The organism is Arthrobacter sp. 05N429, from assembly GCF_056397045.1.
The window spans coordinates 551,969-571,059 of record NZ_JBFTMQ010000002.1 but is presented as its reverse complement, the minus strand read 5'-3'; the positions used below and the strand labels follow the sequence as shown (position 1 = coordinate 571,059).

General features: G+C 68.3%; 17 protein-coding genes and 1 pseudogene. 4 read left to right on the top strand and 14 right to left on the bottom strand.

All coding sequences use genetic code 11. From position 1 onward, the window contains the following. Positions 1–31 precede the first annotated feature (31 nt). Complete coding sequence (locus AC1DF4_RS06585; protein WP_476912196.1) at positions 32–1,804, top strand: ABC transporter permease; 1,773 nt, start codon at positions 32–34, stop codon at positions 1,802–1,804. Here AC1DF4_RS06585 and AC1DF4_RS06580 read toward each other — a convergent pair. Beyond that, entirely contained in the window at positions 1,801–2,865 is a 1,065-nt protein-coding gene (locus tag AC1DF4_RS06580; RefSeq protein ID WP_476912113.1) for an FUSC family protein, read from the bottom strand. The genes AC1DF4_RS06585 and AC1DF4_RS06580 overlap by 4 nt on opposite strands. Positions 2,866–3,082: 217 nt before the next feature. Between AC1DF4_RS06580 and mscL the strand changes: the two genes are divergently transcribed. Then, positions 3,083–3,571 (top strand): large conductance mechanosensitive channel protein MscL, encoded by a 489-nt coding sequence (gene mscL, locus AC1DF4_RS06575; RefSeq protein ID WP_476912112.1) that lies wholly within the window; start codon positions 3,083–3,085, stop codon positions 3,569–3,571. A gap of 63 nt (positions 3,572–3,634) precedes the next feature. Then, complete coding sequence (locus AC1DF4_RS06570) at positions 3,635–4,543, top strand: ACT domain-containing protein (RefSeq protein ID WP_476912111.1); 909 nt, start codon at positions 3,635–3,637, stop codon at positions 4,541–4,543. 34 nt (positions 4,544–4,577) lie between these two features. Here the strand turns inward: AC1DF4_RS06570 and AC1DF4_RS06565 are convergent, their stop codons facing one another. The 10 genes and pseudogenes from AC1DF4_RS06565 to AC1DF4_RS06520 all read right to left on the bottom strand — a co-directional run bounded on the left by AC1DF4_RS06565 (position 4,578) and on the right by AC1DF4_RS06520 (position 16,412). Next, the gene (locus AC1DF4_RS06565; protein WP_476912110.1) at positions 4,578–7,208 is read right to left on the bottom strand and encodes a WecB/TagA/CpsF family glycosyltransferase; all 2,631 of its coding nucleotides are present in this window, start codon (positions 7,206–7,208) and stop codon (positions 4,578–4,580) included. Between the two features lie 9 nt (positions 7,209–7,217). Next, the gene (locus tag AC1DF4_RS06560) at positions 7,218–7,814 is read right to left on the bottom strand and encodes an acyltransferase (protein ID WP_476912195.1); all 597 of its coding nucleotides are present in this window, start codon (positions 7,812–7,814) and stop codon (positions 7,218–7,220) included. Between the two features lie 102 nt (positions 7,815–7,916). Next, a pseudogene (locus AC1DF4_RS06555) lies at positions 7,917–8,135 on the bottom strand (VanZ family protein); the annotation flags it as partial. A gap of 173 nt (positions 8,136–8,308) precedes the next feature. Beyond that, a complete protein-coding gene (locus AC1DF4_RS06550) occupies positions 8,309–9,406 on the bottom strand; it encodes a DegT/DnrJ/EryC1/StrS family aminotransferase (protein WP_476912109.1) in 1,098 nt (365 codons plus the stop codon). 32 nt (positions 9,407–9,438) lie between these two features. Continuing rightward, positions 9,439–10,098: an acetyltransferase gene (locus tag AC1DF4_RS06545; RefSeq protein ID WP_476912108.1), complete on the bottom strand. Its 660-nt coding sequence runs from the start codon at positions 10,096–10,098 to the stop codon at positions 9,439–9,441. Further along, entirely contained in the window at positions 10,091–11,221 is a 1,131-nt protein-coding gene (locus tag AC1DF4_RS06540) for a DegT/DnrJ/EryC1/StrS family aminotransferase (protein ID WP_476912194.1), read from the bottom strand. Before AC1DF4_RS06540 ends, AC1DF4_RS06545 begins: the two co-directional genes overlap by 8 nt. 38 nt (positions 11,222–11,259) lie before the next feature. Further along, a complete protein-coding gene (locus AC1DF4_RS06535; RefSeq protein ID WP_476912107.1) occupies positions 11,260–12,255 on the bottom strand; it encodes an NAD-dependent epimerase/dehydratase family protein in 996 nt (331 codons plus the stop codon). After that, positions 12,252–13,364 carry a Gfo/Idh/MocA family protein gene (locus AC1DF4_RS06530; RefSeq protein ID WP_476912106.1) on the bottom strand — a complete coding sequence of 371 codons (1,113 nt, stop codon included), beginning with the start codon at positions 13,362–13,364 and terminating at the stop codon, positions 12,252–12,254. The genes AC1DF4_RS06535 and AC1DF4_RS06530 overlap by 4 nt, the downstream gene beginning before the upstream one ends. Before the next feature lie 17 nt (positions 13,365–13,381). After that, the gene (locus tag AC1DF4_RS06525) at positions 13,382–14,977 is read right to left on the bottom strand and encodes a sugar transferase (protein WP_476912105.1); all 1,596 of its coding nucleotides are present in this window, start codon (positions 14,975–14,977) and stop codon (positions 13,382–13,384) included. 460 nt (positions 14,978–15,437) lie between these two features. Next, positions 15,438–16,412 (bottom strand): diacylglycerol/lipid kinase family protein, encoded by a 975-nt coding sequence (locus tag AC1DF4_RS06520; protein ID WP_476912104.1) that lies wholly within the window; start codon positions 16,410–16,412, stop codon positions 15,438–15,440. Positions 16,413–16,633: 221 nt separating this feature from the next. Between AC1DF4_RS06520 and AC1DF4_RS06515 the strand changes: the two genes are divergently transcribed. Beyond that, positions 16,634–16,873, top strand: coding sequence for a hypothetical protein (locus AC1DF4_RS06515; RefSeq protein WP_476912103.1), 240 nt, complete (start codon positions 16,634–16,636; stop codon positions 16,871–16,873). Between the two features lie 6 nt (positions 16,874–16,879). Here the strand turns inward: AC1DF4_RS06515 and AC1DF4_RS06510 are convergent, their stop codons facing one another. Genes AC1DF4_RS06510 through AC1DF4_RS06500 form a run of 3 tightly spaced genes read right to left on the bottom strand, consistent with a single transcriptional unit; the run spans position 16,880 to position 19,084 of the window. Further along, the gene (locus AC1DF4_RS06510; protein ID WP_476912102.1) at positions 16,880–17,695 is read right to left on the bottom strand and encodes an IclR family transcriptional regulator domain-containing protein; all 816 of its coding nucleotides are present in this window, start codon (positions 17,693–17,695) and stop codon (positions 16,880–16,882) included. 47 nt (positions 17,696–17,742) lie between these two features. Next, positions 17,743–18,423, bottom strand: a complete 681-nt coding sequence (locus tag AC1DF4_RS06505) for a 3-oxoacid CoA-transferase subunit B (protein ID WP_476912101.1) — start codon at positions 18,421–18,423, stop codon at positions 17,743–17,745. A gap of 1 nt (position 18,424) precedes the next feature. Next, on the bottom strand, positions 18,425–19,084 hold the full coding sequence (locus AC1DF4_RS06500; RefSeq protein WP_476912100.1) for a 3-oxoacid CoA-transferase subunit A: 660 nt from the start codon (positions 19,082–19,084) through the stop codon (positions 18,425–18,427). Positions 19,085–19,091: the final 7 nt, after the last annotated feature.

Genomic DNA, 19,091 nt, shown 5'->3' with positions numbered 1-19,091 from the left:
GGGCGGCACGAACGGCTCCGGCACCAGGAGCATGCTCCGCTCCCCCGCAGTCCTGATCGTCGGGGTGGTGCTGACCTGGTTCATCGCGGCCTTTCTCGTCTGGCCCAACGCGAATGTGCTGATCCAGACCTTCTTCCCGGACGGGACCTTCTCCGGGCGCGCCGCCGAAAAGCTCTTCTCTTCCCAGCGGGCAATGAAATCACTGGGCAACAGTTTCCTGCTGGCGGTCGCCCTGTCCATCACTGTGAACGTGGTGGGAATCTTCATTGTGCTGGTCACGCAGTACTTCAGGATCCGCGGCTCGAGGATCCTGTTCCTCGGCTACGCCACCACCTTCATCTACGGCGGCATTGTGCTCGCGGCGGGCTACAAATTCATCTACGGGGACAAGGGAATCGTGACCGGCTTCCTGCTGGGATTGTTCCCCGGCATGGATCCCGGCTGGTTTTCCGGTTTCTTTGCCGTCCTGGCCGTCATGACGTTCGCCACCACGACGAACCACATGCTGTTCGTCACCAACGCGCTCAAGGGCGTGGATTACCAGACCATCGAAGCGGCACGGAACATGGGAGCCTCCACCTGGGCCATCCTCCGGCGCATCGTCCTGCCGATGCTCAAGCCGACGCTCTTCGCCGTCACCATCCTCTCGTTCCTGACCGGTCTGGGAGCCCTCAGCGCACCGCAGGTCCTGGGCGGCCGGGAGTTCCAGACCATCACGCCGATGATCCTCACCTTCAGCAACAGCCCGACGTCGAGGGACCTCGCCGCCCTGCTCGCCGTGATCCTCGGTGTGGCCACCATCCTGATGCTGGCGGCCATGACCCGGATGGAAAAGGGCGGAACCTACTTCTCGGTTTCAAAAGTCTCTTCCGGACTGCAGAAGCAGCAGATCCGCAACCCGGTGGCCAACACTGTCGTCCACGTCCTCGCGTACCTGCTGTTCGCCGTCTACACGCTGCCCGTTGTCCTGATTGTGCTGTATTCCTTCGCCGACGGCGCCGCGATCCAGACCGGCCAGCTGTTGCCGGGAAGCCTGACGTTCGACAACTACATCCGGGTTCTCACCCAGCCCTCGGGCCTGCGGCCGTTCATCATCAGCATCGTCTACAGCGCGCTGGCCGCGCTGATCGCCGTCGGCGGCCTGCTCTTCGTTGCCCGGCTCCTGCAGAAGTACCGGAACTGGGTGACATCGGTGTTCGAGTACCTCCTCCACATCCCGTGGATCCTCCCGTCCGCGCTCCTCGCCCTGGGCCTGATCCTCAGCTACGACCATCCGAATCCGCTGGTGGGCGGCGCTGTCCTGACCGGGTCCACGGTGATCCTGCTCATCGCCTTCGTGACCGTCAAGATCCCGTTCACCCTGCGGATGCTCAAGGCCTCCTTCGCTTCGGTCAACACCTCGCTGGAAGAAGCTGCCGGCATCATGGGCGCCAAGACGCTGTACGTGTTCCGCCGGATCCTGTTGCCGATCGTCCTGCCGGCAGCCGCCGCGATCACCGCCCTCAACTTCAACAGCATGCTGGATGACTACGACACCGCCATCTTCCTGGCCCACCCGCTGTTCCAGCCCCTGGGACTGGTGATCAAGGCCAACACGGACGGCGCCGAGGGCGTCGACGGCGTCTCGAACACTTTCGTCTACACGGTGCTGCTGATGGTCATCACCGGTGTGACGATGTATCTGGTCTACGGCCGGGCGGGCCGGAAGTCCGCCAGAGCGGCGAAGGCCGGTGCGGACGGTAAGGAAGGAACGACGCCGGTCCTGGTCGAAGCCGCGCCGGCCGAATCCGTGCGCGTCCCCTAGCCCGCCCGGGCCGCGGTGCGCAGCCGCCGCCACACCGCCGGAGCCAGCACGACGGCGATGCCGACGGCGGCACCGATGACGGTGTCGAAGATCCGGTCCCGCAGCAGGATGCCGGGCGCGGACGGAACCACCAGCAGGGTGGAAATCAGGGCCAGCGGCGTCACGAAGATCTGGGCCAGGACGTACTGGCGGGCGATGAACATCTCTGCCCCGAACTGGCAGGCGGCGATCACCAGCACGGTCTGCCAGGGTGCGGGCTGCAGGAGCAGGATGCCCGCGAGCAGCACCAGCCCGATCGCCGTGCCTACGATTCTTTGCAGCCCGCGGCTCACCCGGTGCCGGGTGGTGTGGCCGACGAGTGGAACGACGGCGGCCACCATCGCCCAGTAGTTGTGGCCGAAGCCCAGCTGTTCACCGAGCAGCGTCGCCAGGGTTCCGGCGAGGCCGGCCGCCACGAGGTAGCCGATACTTTCAAGCAGGGCCGTCCGCTTTTCGGCCGGTGTGAGTGCTGCGGTGGCGGCCCGACCCCACGGCGTCCGTCGGCTCCGGAGCACGCGGGAGGACAGTCCGACGAGCAGGGAGAAAACGACGGTCAGCACCGCCACAAGCATGGCCTGCCAGAGCGGCGGCTGGTTGGGGATGGACGCGATCGCGGCGAAGGCAAAGATGTGGAACAGCGATCCCGCGGGCCGGAGCCGCCACCAGGCGACGATCAGCGAGCAGCCTCCGGCCACCAGGGTGGTGGCGAAGACCTGGAGCCACACGGTGTCCGCGGCCGAGAGCGCCAGCGCCACCCCGGCGCGGGCGGTGAGGGCTGCCAGCAGCATGACCACCAGCATCAGCGTCCCGGCGCGGAACTGAAGGAGGAACCGCTTGTTGTGCGGTTCGTTGCGGCCGTAGATGCCGGCGAAGGCGCCGAAAGAGGCGAAGATGGCCAGGTCCAGCCGGTCCAGGAACACCAGCGTGATCAGCGGGACAAAGACACCGACGGCGCAGCGGATGGCCACCTGGTGGTCCTTGTTGCCGGGAGCCATGGTGAACATCTCGGAGAGCATCTTCACGGGTGGGAGGCGCCTTTCTCGCGGTCGGGTGGTGCGACGGCGGCGCTGGCATCCACGCCTGATATTACGCCCGGAAGGGCGCGGAGCGGGCCTGGTTATCCATTCATTGGAATCGGAGCCGGCGGGAGACCGGACCCGGGAGGTGATAGCGTCTAGCGGTTGATCCCCGCGCCGGGGTCACGGCACACAGAGCTACATCAAGGCACACGGAGGACCCATGCTCAAAGGATTCAAGGACTTTATCCTGCGCGGCAACGTGATCGAACTGTCCATCGCCGTCGTGGTCGGCACCGCATTCACCGCCCTGGTCAGCGCGTTTACCTCGAACATCGTGAACCCCATCATCGCGGCGGCCGGCGGGGTCGAGACGAAGGGCCTGGGCTTCTGGATCTGGCCGGGCAATGACAAGACGTTCGTCAACTTCGGTGCGGTCATTACCGCGTTCGTCACATTCCTGATCACGGCCGCCGTCGTCTACTTCATCTTCGTGGCGCCGATGAACCGGATCAACCACATGGTTAAGAAGCGCCTGGCCACTGCGGAGCCGGAGGAGAAGCCGCTCCCGGCCGACACAGCCCTGCTGGCCGAGATCCGTGACCTGCTGACCCAGATCGCCGGCCCGGAGCACGGCCGGACTGGCGACCACACCGCCCCGGAGCGGGCGGGCGACCGCGCTGTCGAGGCCGCCGGTGAGCGTAGCCGCTAGGCCGAACGAAATCGTCACGGCCCGGCAATAGGGCCGTAACAGCGGGCGGACATCATGGGACCCATGAAGCCCTCAGCCCGTGGCAGAAAACACGGCAGAACACCGGCCCCGGCCGCATCCGAGCTGAGCTGCGAAGTCTGCGGCCAGATGCCCGAACCCACCAAGACCCGGCTGACCCTGGCCAACGTCGCCGTGATGCTGCCCATCGAGCTCCTGGTCCACGCGGCGGTGGTGGGAACGCACCTGCCCTACGTGGCCAAGGTCCTCGTCCTGACGCTGACCGCCACCATCCTGGTCATCTGGGTGGCGGAACCGTCCGCGACGCGGATGCTCCGGACGTGGCTGCACGCCCCCGCGTTGCGGCACCGCAGCCGGCTCGGCGACGCGCCGGCCCTGTGGCGGGCCCGCACCGTGCTGAAGGACCGGCCCGGTTCACTGCAGAGACTCAGTCAGTCGCTGGCGCGGCTGGACACCAACATCCTGAGCATCCACGTCCACCCGGTCCACGGCGGCGTGCTGGACGAGTTTGTGCTGTCCGCGCCCGGCGGCCTGCGCGAGGCGGAACTGCTCAAAGCGCTGCGCGACGGCGGCGGAAGCGACCCGCATGTCTGGCCCACCACGGCGCTGGCCATGGCCGACGGGCAGACCGGGGCGCTGAGCCTCGCGGCCAGGATCGCGGCCAACCCCGACGAGCTGCCGCTGGCGGTGGCTGAACTGCTGCACGCACGGATCGAAACTGTGCCGGATACGGACACGGCACATGCAGCCAACGCGGCCCCACAGAACGGAGCGGGGAACGCGGGCACGGCACTGCCAACGGACGGGAGTGTGCTGAGGATCCCGACTGCGTGGCACGGGCCGATCACGTTCAGCCGCCCCGGCGAGCCGTTTACTCCGGCTGAGTCCGCCCGGGCCCACCGGCTGGCTGAGCTCGCCGAAATCCTCGCGCACCGCCCCGTCTCCGGGCGGTGACGGCACCGTCCCACGGCTTTCAGCGTCCGGCGGGTCAGGGCTGATTGCCGCCCGCGGCCGGCTGCCGGGTACTGGTGTCGCGTTCCCATTCCCCCGGGCGCCGGCTGCCCCGGCGGCCGGCAAGGGCAAATGCCACGTACACCAAGGCATGGGCAGCGGACAGCGGACCGCGGATTGAGCGGGCTACCTCTGCCAGTGTGCGGCCGGCCGTGCTGTGCACTCCGCCGTGCCCGCCGTTCTGCTGGGCGTTGCCGCGGTAAACGCGGTGCAGCACGGCCACCTGGTCCTTGGGCGTCCGGGGCGGGCGGACGACCACAGGTTCCACGTCCAGTACGGCCTTTTCCGCGGGTTCGAAGAGACGGTCCACGAACAGGTCATCCGCCGTCAGAGCGGGGAACTGCTGGAAGCGCTGCCGCCCCTCCCGGGAGAGGCCATATACGCCGGCGCCCCAGAGACCGGCGCGGGCGGACGGAAGGCGGAGTTTGGTCCGGTAGTACGAGCGGATCAGCGGGTGGGCGTTCTGCAGGTCGAAGCGGGCCGCAGGGCGCGCGGCCAGTACCGGGCCGGAGCTGAGGGCGGCAAGGACCGCGCGCGCCGCATCCGGACTGATCTGCACATCCGCGTCAAGGTAGAGCCGAGGCCACTGTGAGGCGGCGGCGTCCCCCGCATTGAGGGCGGCAGCCTTGGACGACTGCCCCAGTTCCAGCACCGTGACGCCGTCGAATCCCCGCGCGATCGCGGCGGTGCGGTCGGTACAGCCGTTGCAGGCCACGATGACCTCCAGCTGCTGCGCGGCGGCCAGCGGCGCCAGCGGAGCGAGCGTCCGCGCGATCACGGCGGCTTCGTTGTGCGCCGGGATTATGACCGAACCCTGCGGAAACCCGCCGGAGTCCGCGCCGTCAGCAGCTTCCCTGCCCGGGCCGGGCAAGGCAGTCCAGCTCCGCTCGTCGAGCACTGTACGCAGAACACCCCTGCGCTCCGGTTTCCAGCAGCGCAGGAGTTCCGCCAGGGCAACGGCCCCCCGGAAGACCGTGGCGTACGCAGGGGAATGGTATTTGCGGATGTAGCGGATCCGGTTCACGGCCATCAGGCCGTGCAGGCCCGGGGACGTGCCGGAGCCGCCGCCCTCATGGGTCACGGTGGCGGAAGGTTCGTACCAGACCGTCGCGCCGCAGATCCGCAGACGGCGAAAGAAGTCCGTCTCCTCCGAGTAGAGGAAGAAGGACTCGTCCCACGCCACGGCATCGGCCAGCCGGCGGTTGACCATCAGCGCGGCGCCGCTGGCCCAGTCGGCTGTATGCGCGTGGGCGTAGCTTTCCGGGTGGAAATCCGTAGACGCGAGCCATCCGGGACGCCCGGACGCCCGGCGCCCCAGGAAGGCGTCACCTAGGGCGCGGCTGATGCCCGGTTCGCGGTGCAGGGTGGGGCTGGTGGCACCGTCCGCGGCCAGGATCCTGGGAACCACGGCACCCGCGTTCGAGTTGCGCAGGCGGTGAAGCATCGCCTTCAGGCAGCCGCGCCCCACTGTGAGGTCAGGGTTGAGGACCACGATTGCCTCGGCGTCGCCGGCTCTCTGCAGGGCGGCGTTGATGCCGGCGGCATACCCCAGGTTGCCGCCGGTTGCGAAGGCGATGACATCCGGGTGCGTTTCGCGAACGATCCCGAGGGTGCCGTCCCGGGATGAGTTGTCGGCGAGGAGCACCCGCAAAGTCAGGTCGGCCGTCTCCGCCCGCAGGCCCTGCAGCATGCCGTCAATGTCACCGGCGTTGTTGTAGGTGACGACCACGACGGCGGCATCCGCGGAGCCGTCCGGTCCGGTGAACCGCCCGGGGGTCCGGGGTGTGGGGGCCCGCGCGGACGTCGCCTCCGGCAGGTCCGGCGGCACGGTATGGGAGCCGGTCCTGAGCCTTAGATAGGCGGGCGGTCCGGCCAGCAGGTAACGGCCGGCGAGACGCCTCGGCTCAAGGGCCAGGCGGTACCCCCATTCGAGGCCGCGCCGGCTGACCCACTCCGGGGCGCGCTGCACCCGTCCGGCCAGAAAGTCCACGGCAGCGCCGAAGGCCAGCAGGACTGCCGCGCCGGTGAGGGCGGCGTAGCGGTCTATCCACAGTTCCTGGCGTGGTTTTCCCAGGCCCACAAAGAGGATCTGGGCGCCGGAGCCTTCGATCTGGCCGGCGATCCTCTCAGAGTCGGCGACCGAAGCCAGTTCGCTGCGGGTCGGGGACCACATCCCCGCGACCCGGAGCCGCGGCCGTTCCCGGGCGAGCTTCCCGGCCAGCAGGCGCTGGTTATCTTCGGTGCCGCCGAGGAAGCCGACTTTCAGGCCGAGTTCCTCGGCCCGGGCCAGGAGCGGGGCGGCCAGGTCGCTGCCGGCCAGGCGGGGCCAGCGGCGTCCTGTCAACCGCTGCGATTGGGACACCAAAGGGGCACCGTCCACGAGGTAGATCCAGTCCACGACGCTGCCGGGATCGGCATGCAGGGTTCCTGACCAGCGGCCCCCCGTGCCGAAGTGGTTGAGATGGTCGAGGTTAACCGAGGCCACGGCCAGTGGCCGGGGGCTGTTGAGGGCTGCACGCCGCAGGATAAGTTCCAGTGCGGGCCCGGAATCCATCAGGTCGACGGGCGTTCCGCCCAAGACCACTTTGCTGCCGGCCGGTTGCTCCATGACTCCCCCTCAGCCCGCCTCGGCGGGCGCCAGTTGACCGTTGCTCTCGACATACCGGCGGCCCGTGGCGGGGCACAGCCAACGGCCGGCGTCGTCCCGTTTCAGCGGATGCCCGGCCTCACCCACCCAGCCCGCCTGCCTGGCCGGAACGCCGACAACGACGGCGTAGTCAGGCACGTCCCTCGTGACAACTGCACCGGCGGCCACCGTGGCCCATGCGCCGATCGATACGGGGGCAACGCAGACGGCTCGGGCGCCGATGGAGGCGCCCGTGCCGACGGTCACGCCGACGGCTTCCCAATCCTCGGAGCCCTTGAGCGTTCCGTCGGGTGTCACCGCCCGGGGGTGCAGGTCGTTGGTGAGTACCGCCGCGGGGCCGACGAAGACTCCGTCGGCGAGGCGCGCCGGTTCGTAGACCAGCGCGTAGTTCTGCAGCTTGCAGTTCGGGCCGATGACGACGCCGGGACCCACGTAGGCGCCGCGGCCGATGTTGCAATTGCTGCCCACCGTGGCGTCCTCGCGGACCTGCGCGAGATGCCAGATTCGGGTTCCGTCGCCGATGACGGCGGTTTCCGCCACGTCTGCGGTTTCTGCGATGGTTTTCATGACATAGCTCCTTGCAGCGGGATCAGAAGCGGGATCAGAAGCGGGTTCTGTGCCGGGTCCCTGCGCGGTCTCCCTCGCGGGGTGGGTCCGGATGATCCGAATGGCCGCTGCCCCCAGCAGGGCGCCCAGTGTGTTGTTCAGAACGTCCCCCAGACTCGCCGTGCGCTGGCTCAAGGCCAGGTACTGGACGGTTTCTATTCCGGCTGAGGTCAGCGCGCCGGCGACCGCCGCGAGCCACCACCGGCGGGTCGGCAGCAGCAGGGCGACGATCAGCCCAAACGGAACAAAGAGCAGGACGTTGGCTGCCCCCTCGACGTGCATGTACGTGATGCCGGCCGTCAGGGGGTAACCCCGCACCGCGTCAATGACCTGCCGCAGGAGGCCTGCCAGGGGGCGGTCCACCGGCGTCGGCCAGCCGCCGACAAACGCCAGGCCAACCAGGTACAGGGCCAAGGCGGCGAGGAGGATCCCCCGGCGTGTCTTCGGGCTCATCGTCACGGCCGGCCCAGGGCTGCCCGCAACTGGTCCGCCACGTACTGCTGTTGCGCTTCGCTGATGTGCGGAAAGATCGGCAGCGACAAGATTGCCCCGGCGGCCTGCTCTGCGACAGGGAAGGACCCGGGGCCAAGCCCCAGTCCCCGGTAGGCGCCGCTGAGGTGTACCGGAACCGGGTAGTGGATTCCGGCGCCGATGCCGGCGTCGTTCAAGGCCGCAAGCACGCGGTCCCGTTCCGCGACGCGGATGACGTACAAATGCCAGACGTCGATGTTTCCCTCGGCGCTGCGCGGAAGCACGACGCCGGGCAGGTCCGCGAGGAGTTCCTGGTAGCGGTCCGCGGCCTGCCGCCGTCGTTCGTTCCAGCCGGCCAGCCGGCGCAGTTTGGCGTTGAGCACCACCGCCTGGATGGTGTCGAGGCGCGAGTTCATGCCGACCGCGTCGTGCTGGTACTTCTGTTCGCTGCCGTGGGCGCCGAACATCCGCACCCGGGCCGCAATGTCCTCGTCGTCCGTCATTACCGCTCCTGCGTCCCCGGCGGCACCGAGGTTCTTGCCCGGATAGAAGCTCGTGCCGGCCACCGACCCCAGCGTGCCGGCGAAGCGGCCATTGCGGGTGGCGCCCTGGGACTGGGCGGCATCTTCGACTATGACGGCGCCGCAGGATGCCGCAATCGGCACCAGCCGCTCAACAAAAGCCGTTTGACCGAACAAGTGGACGGGCATGATGGCCTGGGTCCGGGATGTCACAGCCGCAGCCACACGGCCGGGATCGATCAGCAGGTGCTCCGGGTCGACGTCGACGGGCACCGGAACCGCGCCGATCCGGCTCACTGCCTCGGCGGTGGCGATGAAGGTGTTGGCGGGGAGGATGACTTCCCCGCCCGCCGTGACCCCGGAAGCCCGCAGTGCCAGTTCGAGGGCATCGGTTCCGTTGGCCACCCCCACGCAACTGCCGGCGCCGAGGAACCGGGCATAGGACTGCTCGAATTCGGCCACGGCGGGGCCTCCAATGAACGAGGCCTGCGTGAAGACGTCCTTCAGCCCCGCCTCGACTTCATCCGCAATCTCGTCCTGCTGGGCTCCCAGGTCAACCATCGGGACGGAAACTTTGACGCTCAGGGGCCGGGTCATCGCGCACCGCCGGCCACGGCCGCTGCGGGCTCCAGCACCCGTGCCGGGACACCGGCCCAGGTCTCACCGTCGGGCACGTCGCCCAGAACGGCGGCTCCCATGCCGATCCTGCTTCGGGCCCCCACCCGGGTGCCTTCCCGCACGGACGAGTTCATGCCCAGATACGCCGCGCGCCCGATCCGGACGCCGCCGCCCAGCGACACACCGGCAGCGAGGGTGGCGAAGTCCTCCACGACGTCGTCATGGGTCAGCGTCACACCCGGCATCATCACAACATGGCTCCCCACCGTGATTCCGGTGGTCAGTGTGACATTGCCGAGCAGAATGCTCCCGGGACCGATGTCGCAGCAGGACGGGATCCGGACCGAAGGTTCGACCACCGTCGCGTAGCGGTGGCTCGGAAAACCCAGGCCGGCGAGTCTGGCGACAACCCGTTCGCGGCCCCTCCCCGCACCGATGCAGACGACCACCCGCGCTTCCGGGTAGCGCAGGGCGTGGCTGGCGGGACCAAGGATCGGGGCGCCGTCCAGGGTTGACCCCGCCCTGGATTCGTCGTCGTCGAGGACGCCGACGACGTCGAATTGGCCGTTTTCGCGCACACAGGCCAGCACCTCGCGGGCCAGGCCGCTGGCGCCGATCAGCAGCAGCTCAGTCATAGGATTTCCCCGCAGCCTTCAGAATCGAATGGATGACCCTGGACTGCTCGTCCAGGGTCAACTGGTGGTAGACCGGCAGGATCACGGTGTGGTCCGTGAGCCGTTCCGTCACGGACAGGTCCGCCCCGCCCGTGTCCCGCCCTGCGTAGGCGGGTTGCCGGTGTGCGGCCATGATGCCGCGCCGGGCAGAGATCCCGTCCAGCGCCAGCCGTTCCAGCAGTCCCTCCCGTCCGAGGCCGAAGTCCGGCAGGACTTCCACCCAGAAGGACTGGAAGTTGCTGGTGCCGTAGAGCGGATCCTGGCTGAAGCGCAGGCCTTCCACGCCGGCGAGTGCCTTCCGGTACGCGGCGGCGATTGCCCGGCGGCGGGACACCGCCTCCCCCAGCCGGTCCAGTTGCACGAGTCCGACGGCGGCCTGCATGTCCGTCATCCGGTAGTTGAACCCGATCTCCGCGTATTCCTCGGCCGGGGCCAGGACCGCGGCGTGCCGGTCGTTGGCCGAGACGCTCATGGCGTGTTCGCGGAGCTTCCGTGCACGGTCCGCCCAGGCCGGGTTGCGGGTGGTCAGCATTCCGCCTTCCCCGGTGGTGAGGATTTTGCGCGGGTGGAATGACCAGGCAGCGAGCTCGGCACCAGCTCCGACGGGCCGGCCCCGATAGGTGGAGCCCGCGGCGCAGGCCGCGTCCTCGATGACGGTGATGCCCAGACCGTCGCAGAGCGCCCGGATCGGGTCCAGGTCCACCGGCATGCCGCCCTGGTCCACCACGATCACGGCGCGGGTGGCAGGCGTCAGGGCCGCGGCGAGTGTCCGCACGGACACGTTCCCGCTGTCCGCCTCGACGTCGGCGAAGACCGGCCGGGCACCCACGTAGGTGACGGCGTTGGCGGTGGCAATGAAGGACAGGGAAGGCACCACGACGTCGTCACGGGGTCCGATGCCGGCGACTTTCAGGGCCAGGTGCAGGGCAGTGGTGCAGTTGGAGACCGCGACGGCGTGGCTGGCCTGCTGAGCGGCGGAGAAGGCTTCCTCGAAGCGCACCACGCGGGGTCCCTGGGCCACCCAGCCGGAGGCGATCACTTCGGCCACCGCCGCGGCTTCCTCCGGCCCGAGCCACGGCTTCATCACGTTGATCCGGCTCAGGGCCTGGTCCTGGTTGACGGTCACCGCGCACCGCCGACCCGGGCGTCCGCGATCTCAGCGCGCAGCGGCCGCCACCATTCGACGAGTTCGCGCAGGCCTTCCTCGAGTCCGGTTTCGGCACTGAAGCCGAGGTCGTTCCGGGCCGCGGAGGTATCCGCCTGGCGCCTGACGACGCCGTTGACGGCCCGCTCCGGGCCGTGCTCCACGGGCAGTTCCGAATCCATGGCCCGCAGCAGCGCCCGGGCGAGTTCCAGCAGGCTGGTCTCTGCACCGCTGGCGACGTTGTACACGCCCTCGTCCACCCCGCTGCCCGCGGCCAGGATGTTGGCCCGGGCCACGTCCCTGGTGTGGACGAAATCCATGGTCTGCAGTCCGTCGCCCAGGATCAGCGGCGGCAGCCCGTCCTCGATCCGCTCCATCCAGCGCACCAGCACCTCGGTGTAGAGGCCATGGACGTCCATCCGCGGCCCGTACACGTTGAAGTAGCGCAGCAGAACATAGTCCAGGCCGGACATGGCCCGGAAGCTGCGTGCCATGGCTTCGTTGAACGATTTGGCCGCGCCGTAGAACGTGTCGTTGTTGTGGTGGTGGTGGCGTTCCGGCGTCGGAAACGTCTCCGCCATGCCATAGACCGAAGCGCTGGATGCCGCCACGAGTTTGCCGACCCGATGGGCCGCCGCGGCTTCGAGCACGGTGAACGTTCCGTCCACGAGTACCTCGAGGGCGAGCCGGGGTTCTTCGGCACACTGCGTGATCCGGATCGCCGCCTGGTGGAAGACGATGTCCTTGCCCCGGGTCAGGTCGTGGACCAGGTCCCGGTCCTGGAGGTCCCCTTCGACGAGTTCGACCCGCCCGCTGGCGATCGCCGCGTCGAGGTTGGCGCGCCGGCCACGGACCAGGTTGTCGAGCACGTCGACCCTGCCGGCGCCGGCGTCGAGCAGGTGGTCCACGACCGTGGACCCGATGGTTCCCGCCCCGCCCGTGACCAGGACCTGCGCGCCCTGCAGGATGCTCATCTGCTTGCCTCCAGCTGGGGTTCATTTCCGACGACGATGCTGGCTTTCCCGTCAGCGCTGAGGCTGTCGCTGACGGCCTCCAGCACGGACAGCACGCGGAGGCCGGAAGCTCCGCTGGTCCGGGCGGGCCGCTGCTGCCAGATGCTGTTGGCAAACTCGGCCACCATCTCGCCAAGCGCCTCGTGTTCGGGCAGTGCCGGCGACCACGTGTCACCCAGCCGGTAGGAAATGGCGGACTTCTTTCGGTCCGCCGCCGACGGCGACTGCCGGTCAAGGCTGACCCCGCGGTCGTAGACGCTGAGCCGCTGCTGCGGATTCAGGTCATCCCAGACCAGGGTGCGCCGGGAGCCGCCCACCACGAGCTGACGGATCTTGGTGGGGCTCAGCCAGTTGACGTGGACGTGGGCCATGGCGTCGTTGGCGAGGGCGAACGTCAAGTGCCCGACGCAGGCCTGACCCGTTCCCAGAGGGTCCGCTCCGTGCGCTGTCACCTCCACCGGCCGCAGCCCGTCGGGAAGAATGAAGTCGAGAATGGACAGATCATGCGGGGCGAGGTCCCAAAAGACGTCCACGTCCGGCTGCACGAGGCCCAGGTTAATCCTGACGGAGTCGATGAACAGGATGTCGCCGAGGGACCCGTCGGCGATCAGCTCCCGGATCTTCAGCACGGCCGGCGTGTAGCAGTAGGTATGGTCCGCCATCAGGACCAGACCGCGTCCCTCCGCTTCCTCGACCATCTCCAGCCCCTTGGTCCGGCTGTCCGCGAGGGGCTTCTCGACCAGCACATGCTTCCCTGCCTTCAGTGCAGTCAGGGCAATGCCGTGGTGCGTGTGGGCCGGCGTCGCAATCGCAACGGCGTCGACGTCGGCCATGTCCAGCAGCTCGTCAATGGACCTGAAGACGGGAACGCCGCCCTGGGCGGCGGCGAGCTTGGCGGCACGTCGCTGGTCCAGGTCCACGATTCCGGCCAGCTCCCAGTCAGGGCTGGCCGTGAAATTCCGTGCCAGGTTGGGTCCCCAGTAGCCGGCGCCGATCACGGCCACCTTCAGCTGCATCTCGGATGCCACCGGGTCCAGGCCGCGGGAGTACCCCGAGCGTGATTCAGTCATTTTGTATCCTTACTCAGTCAGTACGCGCCCGCGGGCGCGCACATAGCCCTGAAGGTGCGCCACATGATGATGACGTCGCCCATGATCGACCAGTTTTCGACGTAATAGAGATCCAGCCGCACGGCCTCATCCCACGGCAGGTCCGAGCGGCCATTGACCTGCCACAGCCCGGTGATTCCCGGTTTGATCAGCAGCCGGCGGTGCGTGTGCCGTTCATAGCCGCCCACCTCGCGCTGCAGCGGCGGGCGGGGCCCGACCAGGCTCATCTCGCCGGTCAAGACGTTCCAGAACTGCGGCAGTTCGTCCAGCGAGTAGCGGCGCATCCAGCGTCCGCAGCCGGTGACCCGGGGATCGTTGTGCATTTTGAACAGCACACCAGCGCCCTCGTTCTGTGCTCCCAGCCCGGCCAGCGCAGCTTCGGCGTTGACCACCATGGACCGGAATTTGAGCATCCGGAAAGGACTCCCGGCTTTGCCGACGCGCTCCTGCCGGAACAGGACCGGCCCCGGGCTGTCGCGTTTGACGATGATCGCGAGGGTGAGGAGCACTGGCGAAAGCAGGACCAGCGCTGTCCCGGCCACCGCGATGTCCAGCAGCCGCTTGCAGGCATGCTTGGCGCCCTCGTAGCGGGGCACATCCACGTGCATCAACGGCAGTCCTTCCACCGGACGCCAGTGGATCCGGGGACCGGCAACATTGGTCAGGGACGAGGCCAGCACAAGCTCCGCTTGGTGCTCTTCCAGCCCCCAGCCCAGTTCGCGGATGTATTGGTTGCCGCCGGGCACCGGGCCGGCCACGATGACCGCCTCCGCCCCGCAGCGGCCAACCGTCCGTACGACGTCATCCGTGGAGGAGAGCACCGGGACGCGGCGGCCCTCGACGTCCAGCGTCGTCCCCCTCCGCCCGCCGGGCATCGACACGCCGAGGATTTCGTAGAAGGCGCCGGACTTGCGGGCGATTCGCTTGAGCACGTACCGCACATCCTCGGCCTGGCCAATCACAATCGCCTTGACGAGGAACTGCCCCTGGGCCTGCCGTGCGTTGTACCAGCGGCGGGCAATCCAACGGCTGCCCGGCAGGAGGATGAGACCCAGCGGGAGGGACACGAGGTAAAACGCCGACGCCGGCTGGATGCGGAACGCCACGATCAGGACGGCAAGCAGCCCGAAGACCGCACCGCTGGCGGCTGCCACCCGCTTGTATTCGCTGCTCCCGGCGCCCAGGATCTTCGCGTCCCTCGTACGGTAGAGGTCCAGGGCTGCAACCCACATCACGCCAAGGACGGCCGCGATGAAGGACCCGGTAACGTCTGCGGACGTTCCGGCGAAGGGCTGGCCGCCCTCGACGTGGATGAGGAACCCAGCCATGACCGAGACGATGACCAGCAGGGAATCCGTGCCGCGCAGGAGGCGGCGCAGGAACTGCGCCCATTCCCGTCCGGAGAGCCTCGCCCGAGTGGACTGCGCAGCGGCTGGTACGCCGGCCGGCGTGCCGGAGGCGGCCGCAGGGGGTCGCGCGGCGGAGGGCCACCGCTGGGGCGCCAGCGTTGCGGTGGCGCTGTGGGCGGCAAGGGGCGTGCGAAGGGTGTGCGACGCGTAAGCGAGGTCGGCCACCGTGCCCCCCGGAGGGACGGCACGAGGGACGACACTAGGGACGGCACGAGGGACGGCACTGAGGCCGGCACCATGGAGGGCGAGCTTAAGCGGTGTGCCCCCGGCCCGCGGTGTCACTGGGGCCGCCCGCAAAAGTCCGTGAGCCGCGGTCCGGCCGACGTTTCGACCGCACAAAAAAAGGCTGTTCGGTCAATTGACCGAACCTCCATGACGACAGGGAACATGCGTGCCATTGCGACTCCCTCCAAAAGGCAATTGGCTGCATCATTTGATGCCTGAGCCAATCCAAGTTGGTGGGAGCGCCCCGGTCACGAGTGGTGGATACCCGGGTTGATACTTGCCTTTGCGAACTAGCCTTCGGCGTCGGTGTCCGGGTAGTACTCACTACCCGGACACGCCCCCGTGCGCTGGCGCCGGATATCGGCAGACAAGTATCGCCCGGCGCCGGCGGCGGGTCTTCCTAGGCGGCCATCCGGATTTTCAGGGCGTCGCGCTCGACGGCGACGGCGAGGTGCGTTCCGGTGCCGAGGTGGTCACCGTCCAGCTGGAATTCCTGCTTGTGCTCCAGGGTGATCTCGGCCGATTTTCCCTGGAAGTACTCCACGGATTCGGTCTCGTTCTTGTTCCGGCCGAAGATCCCGGCAACGACTCCCAGCCAGCCCAGCCGGCCGCGCGGGGCCAGGACCAGCAGGTCCAGCACGCCGTCGTCGATCTTGGCGTCCGGGAAGATCTCGACGCCGCCCATGATCCGGCCGCAGTTGCCGATCATGACGCTGCGGATCTTGCGGCGGACGGGCTCCCCGCCGTCGACGCTGATCTTGGCTTTGACCGGCTTGCCGGGGAGCTTGCGGATGCCCGCCTCAACGTACGCGAGCCACCCCATCCGGTCCTTCAGCACATCCACCGTGTCGGCCATAATGGCGGCGTCGTACCCGAGTCCGGCCATGACCAGGAACACCTGTTCGTCGTCCGAGTGGTCCAGCCGGGCCTTGACGACATCGATGGCCTTTTCGCTGCCGTTGAGCACGTCGTAGCAGGCTGACACCGGATCGGTGATGTCCACGCCGAGATTGCGGGCCAGAAGGTTTCCGGTTCCCAGCGGCACCAGGCCCATGGGCGTTCCGGTGCCGGCGAGCACTTCCGCGACGCAGCGCACGGTGCCGTCGCCGCCGGCGGCAATCACGACGTCGACCCCTGCTTCCAGCGCCTCGCGTGCCTGCCCGGTTCCAGGATCTTCAACGGTGGTTTCGAGCCAGAGCGGCTCGGCCCAGCCTTGCGTTTCGCACAGGCGGTAGATCGCGCCCTTGAGCGCGGAACCAACTGACTTGGCGGGGTTGATGACGACGGCGGCGCGCCTGGGCTGTGTTGTGCTGTCGGGCGCGGTTTTGCTCTCAGATACGGTGTTGCTGTCAAGCGCGTTGGTGTTCTCTGGCATGGCGTCCTTCGAAGGCAAGGGGGCGTGGTGTGTCCCGGTTTGAAATCCTAGCGGGGTTCCGCGCTTTGCACCGGCAGCCGGGCGCGATCCGTGGACGCTCGTGCGCCGGGTCACTAGACTGGGGATGCTCAAGTACTGGAGCCTGCCGGCCCAAGCCATCTGCCGGGGCCTGTCCGGATCAGCCTGACGGGCAGCACTCCAGGGGCGGGAAGCAGGAGCTCATGTCCGAACCACAGGAGAACTACTCGGCCGAGGCCGAGGCGTCCAGCATGGATCCCCACGACTGGGGCCGGGCCATGGCGCTGGCGGTCACACGGCTGGCAGAGCAGCTCGCCCCGGCGGACAGCGACGACATCCATGCCTCGCTGGTGGGCAAGGACCTGCACCTCAAGATCCGTGACGACGCCGCGGGCGTCACCATCACGGTCTCCACGGCACCGGTTTCGGGGCCTTCCAGCTAGCCGGCGTCAGTGTCCGGAGGACAGGTCGGCTGAAATGAGTCCGGCGGCGGCCACGGTTGCCGCCCGCACGACGTCCAGGTAGGCCTCCGGGTCCGGCCGGGCCGCAACCGACTGGGCCTGCAGTGACACGTTGATGGCTGCGACGGTCTTGGGCCCGTCATGGACCGGCGCGGCGACAGACATCAGGCCGAGCTCGAGTTCCTGGTTGAGCAGGCACCAGCCCTGGGTCCTGACGGTGGCCAGTTCCGCGAGCAGGCCCTCCCGCGTTCCGATGGCGTGCGGGGTCAGGGGCCGGATGTCAGCGCGGGCGAGGTATTCCTCCAGCTGGGCGGGCGGCAGGGCCGCCAGCAGTACCCTGCCCATCGACGTGGCGTAAGCCGGGAAGCGGGTGCCGACGGTGATGCCGACGGTCATGATGCGGCGCGTCGCCACCCGGGCGATGTAGGCGATGTCCGTGCCTTCCAAAACCGCGGCCGACGTCGACTCCCCCAACTGCAGGGACAGCTCCTCGAGGTGGGGCTGGGCGAGCTGCGGCAGCGACAGCCCCGACAGGTAGGCGAAGCCCAGCTGCAGCACCTTGGCGGTCAGGGCGAAGATCTTGCCGTCGGTGCGGACGTAGCCCAACTCCACGAGCGTGTACAGGAACCGCCGGGCGGTGGCGCGGGTGAGGTCCGTCCGGGCCGCCACCTCGGTCAGCGTCATCTTCGGATGGTCCGTGTCGAAGGCGCGGATCACCGCCAGCCCGCGCGCCAGCGACTGTACGTATTGGTCACTGGCCGCGGGCGCGCCATCGGCCCGGGCGCCCTTTGCTGCGTCAATCATTTCCATGCCTTCCGGTCCCGCATCACTTTATCCGGGCGAGCGGCCAGTCAGCTTCCGGCGGCGGGCGCGGCCTTGAGCGGCACCGGGACCATTTCCTGGAGTTCCTCGAGCGTGCAGCCGAAGGTTTCCCGCACCTGCACGCCGCCCGGGCCGGTCAGGAAGACGGCCTTGTCCGTGTAGATCCGCGTCACGCAGCCGATGCCGGTCAGCGGGTAGGTGCACGAATCGACGAGTTTGGAGACTCCCTCACGGGTCAGGAGGGTCATCATGACGAAGACGTCCTTGGCCCCGGTGGCAAGGTCCATGGCGCCGCCGACGGCCGGGATCGCGTCCGGCGCGCCGGTGTGCCAGTTGGCGAGGTCACCGGTAGCGGAGACCTGGAAGGCCCCCAACACGCAGATGTCCAGATGCCCGCCGCGCATGATCGCGAAGGAATCGGCATGGTGGAAGTAGGAGGCCCCGGGCAGCTCGGTCACCGGGATCTTGCCGGCGTTGATGAGGTCGCCGTCGATCTGGTCTCCGGTGGCCTCCGGGCCCATGCCGAGCATGCCGTTTTCGGTGTGGAGCGTGATGTTCTGCTCCGGCTCGAGGTAGTTGGAGACCAGCGTGGGCTGGCCGATGCCGAGGTTCACGAAGGAGCCGGGCTGGATGTCACGGGCCACCAGGCTGGCCAGGTCGTCGCGGCCCAGCGGCTTTTCCGAGGTCTGGATACCGGTCTGGATACTCATCTCAGGCCACCTTCACAATGCTGTTGACGTAGATTCCGGGGGTCACGATGTTCTCCGGGTCGAGCCCTCCGGCGGGGACGATTTCGGCGACCTGGACCACGGTGTGCCTGGCCGCGGCAGCCATGATGGGGCCGAAGTTCCGGGCCGTCTTGCGGTAGACGAGGTTGCCCTTGGCGTCGGCCGTGAGCGCCTTGATGAGCGCGACGTCGGCGTGGATGGGGGTCTCGAAGACCTGGCCGCGTCCGTCGAGGATGCGGGTCTCCTTGCCTTCGGCCAGCATGGTGCCGTAGCCGGTGGGGGTGAAGAAGCCGCCGATCCCGGCGCCGGCGGCGCGGATCCGCTCGGCCAGGTTGCCCTGCGGGACGAGTTCGAGTTCGATCTCGCCGGCGCGGAACTTGGTGTCGAAGTGCCAGGAGTCGGACTGCCGCGGGAAGGAGCAGATCATCTTCTTCACGCGGCCTTCCTTGATCAGCAGGGCCAGGCCCTGGTCGCCCTGGCCGGCGTTGTTGTTGACCACGGTGAGGTCCCTGGCGCCGCAGTCCATCAGGGCGTCGATCAGTTCGAACGGCTGCCCGGCGTTGCCGAAACCGCCGATCATCACGGTGGAGCCGTCCTTGATGCCGGCGACGGCCTCGTTGACGTTGTCTACGAAGTTCAGCATGTCCTGG

Coding starts and splice junctions, on each gene's coding strand:
- AC1DF4_RS06585 (WP_476912196.1), top strand. CDS start 32: ATGCTCCGCTCCCCCGCAGTCCTGATCGTCGGGGTGGTGCTGACCTGG.
- mscL (WP_476912112.1), top strand. CDS start 3,083: ATGCTCAAAGGATTCAAGGACTTTATCCTGCGCGGCAACGTGATCGAA.
- AC1DF4_RS06570 (WP_476912111.1), top strand. CDS start 3,635: ATGAAGCCCTCAGCCCGTGGCAGAAAACACGGCAGAACACCGGCCCCG.
- AC1DF4_RS06565 (WP_476912110.1), bottom strand. CDS start 7,208: ATGGAGCAACCGGCCGGCAGCAAAGTGGTCTTGGGCGGAACGCCCGTC.
- AC1DF4_RS06560 (WP_476912195.1), bottom strand. CDS start 7,814: ATGAAAACCATCGCAGAAACCGCAGACGTGGCGGAAACCGCCGTCATC.
- AC1DF4_RS06550 (WP_476912109.1), bottom strand. CDS start 9,406: ATGGTTGACCTGGGAGCCCAGCAGGACGAGATTGCGGATGAAGTCGAG.
- AC1DF4_RS06545 (WP_476912108.1), bottom strand. CDS start 10,098: ATGACTGAGCTGCTGCTGATCGGCGCCAGCGGCCTGGCCCGCGAGGTG.
- AC1DF4_RS06540 (WP_476912194.1), bottom strand. CDS start 11,221: ATGAAGCCGTGGCTCGGGCCGGAGGAAGCCGCGGCGGTGGCCGAAGTG.
- AC1DF4_RS06535 (WP_476912107.1), bottom strand. CDS start 12,255: ATGAGCATCCTGCAGGGCGCGCAGGTCCTGGTCACGGGCGGGGCGGGA.
- AC1DF4_RS06530 (WP_476912106.1), bottom strand. CDS start 13,364: ATGACTGAATCACGCTCGGGGTACTCCCGCGGCCTGGACCCGGTGGCA.
- AC1DF4_RS06520 (WP_476912104.1), bottom strand. CDS start 16,412: ATGCCAGAGAACACCAACGCGCTTGACAGCAACACCGTATCTGAGAGC.
- AC1DF4_RS06515 (WP_476912103.1), top strand. CDS start 16,634: ATGTCCGAACCACAGGAGAACTACTCGGCCGAGGCCGAGGCGTCCAGC.
- AC1DF4_RS06510 (WP_476912102.1), bottom strand. CDS start 17,695: ATGATTGACGCAGCAAAGGGCGCCCGGGCCGATGGCGCGCCCGCGGCC.
- AC1DF4_RS06505 (WP_476912101.1), bottom strand. CDS start 18,423: ATGAGTATCCAGACCGGTATCCAGACCTCGGAAAAGCCGCTGGGCCGC.
- AC1DF4_RS06500 (WP_476912100.1), bottom strand. CDS start 19,084: ATGCTGAACTTCGTAGACAACGTCAACGAGGCCGTCGCCGGCATCAAG.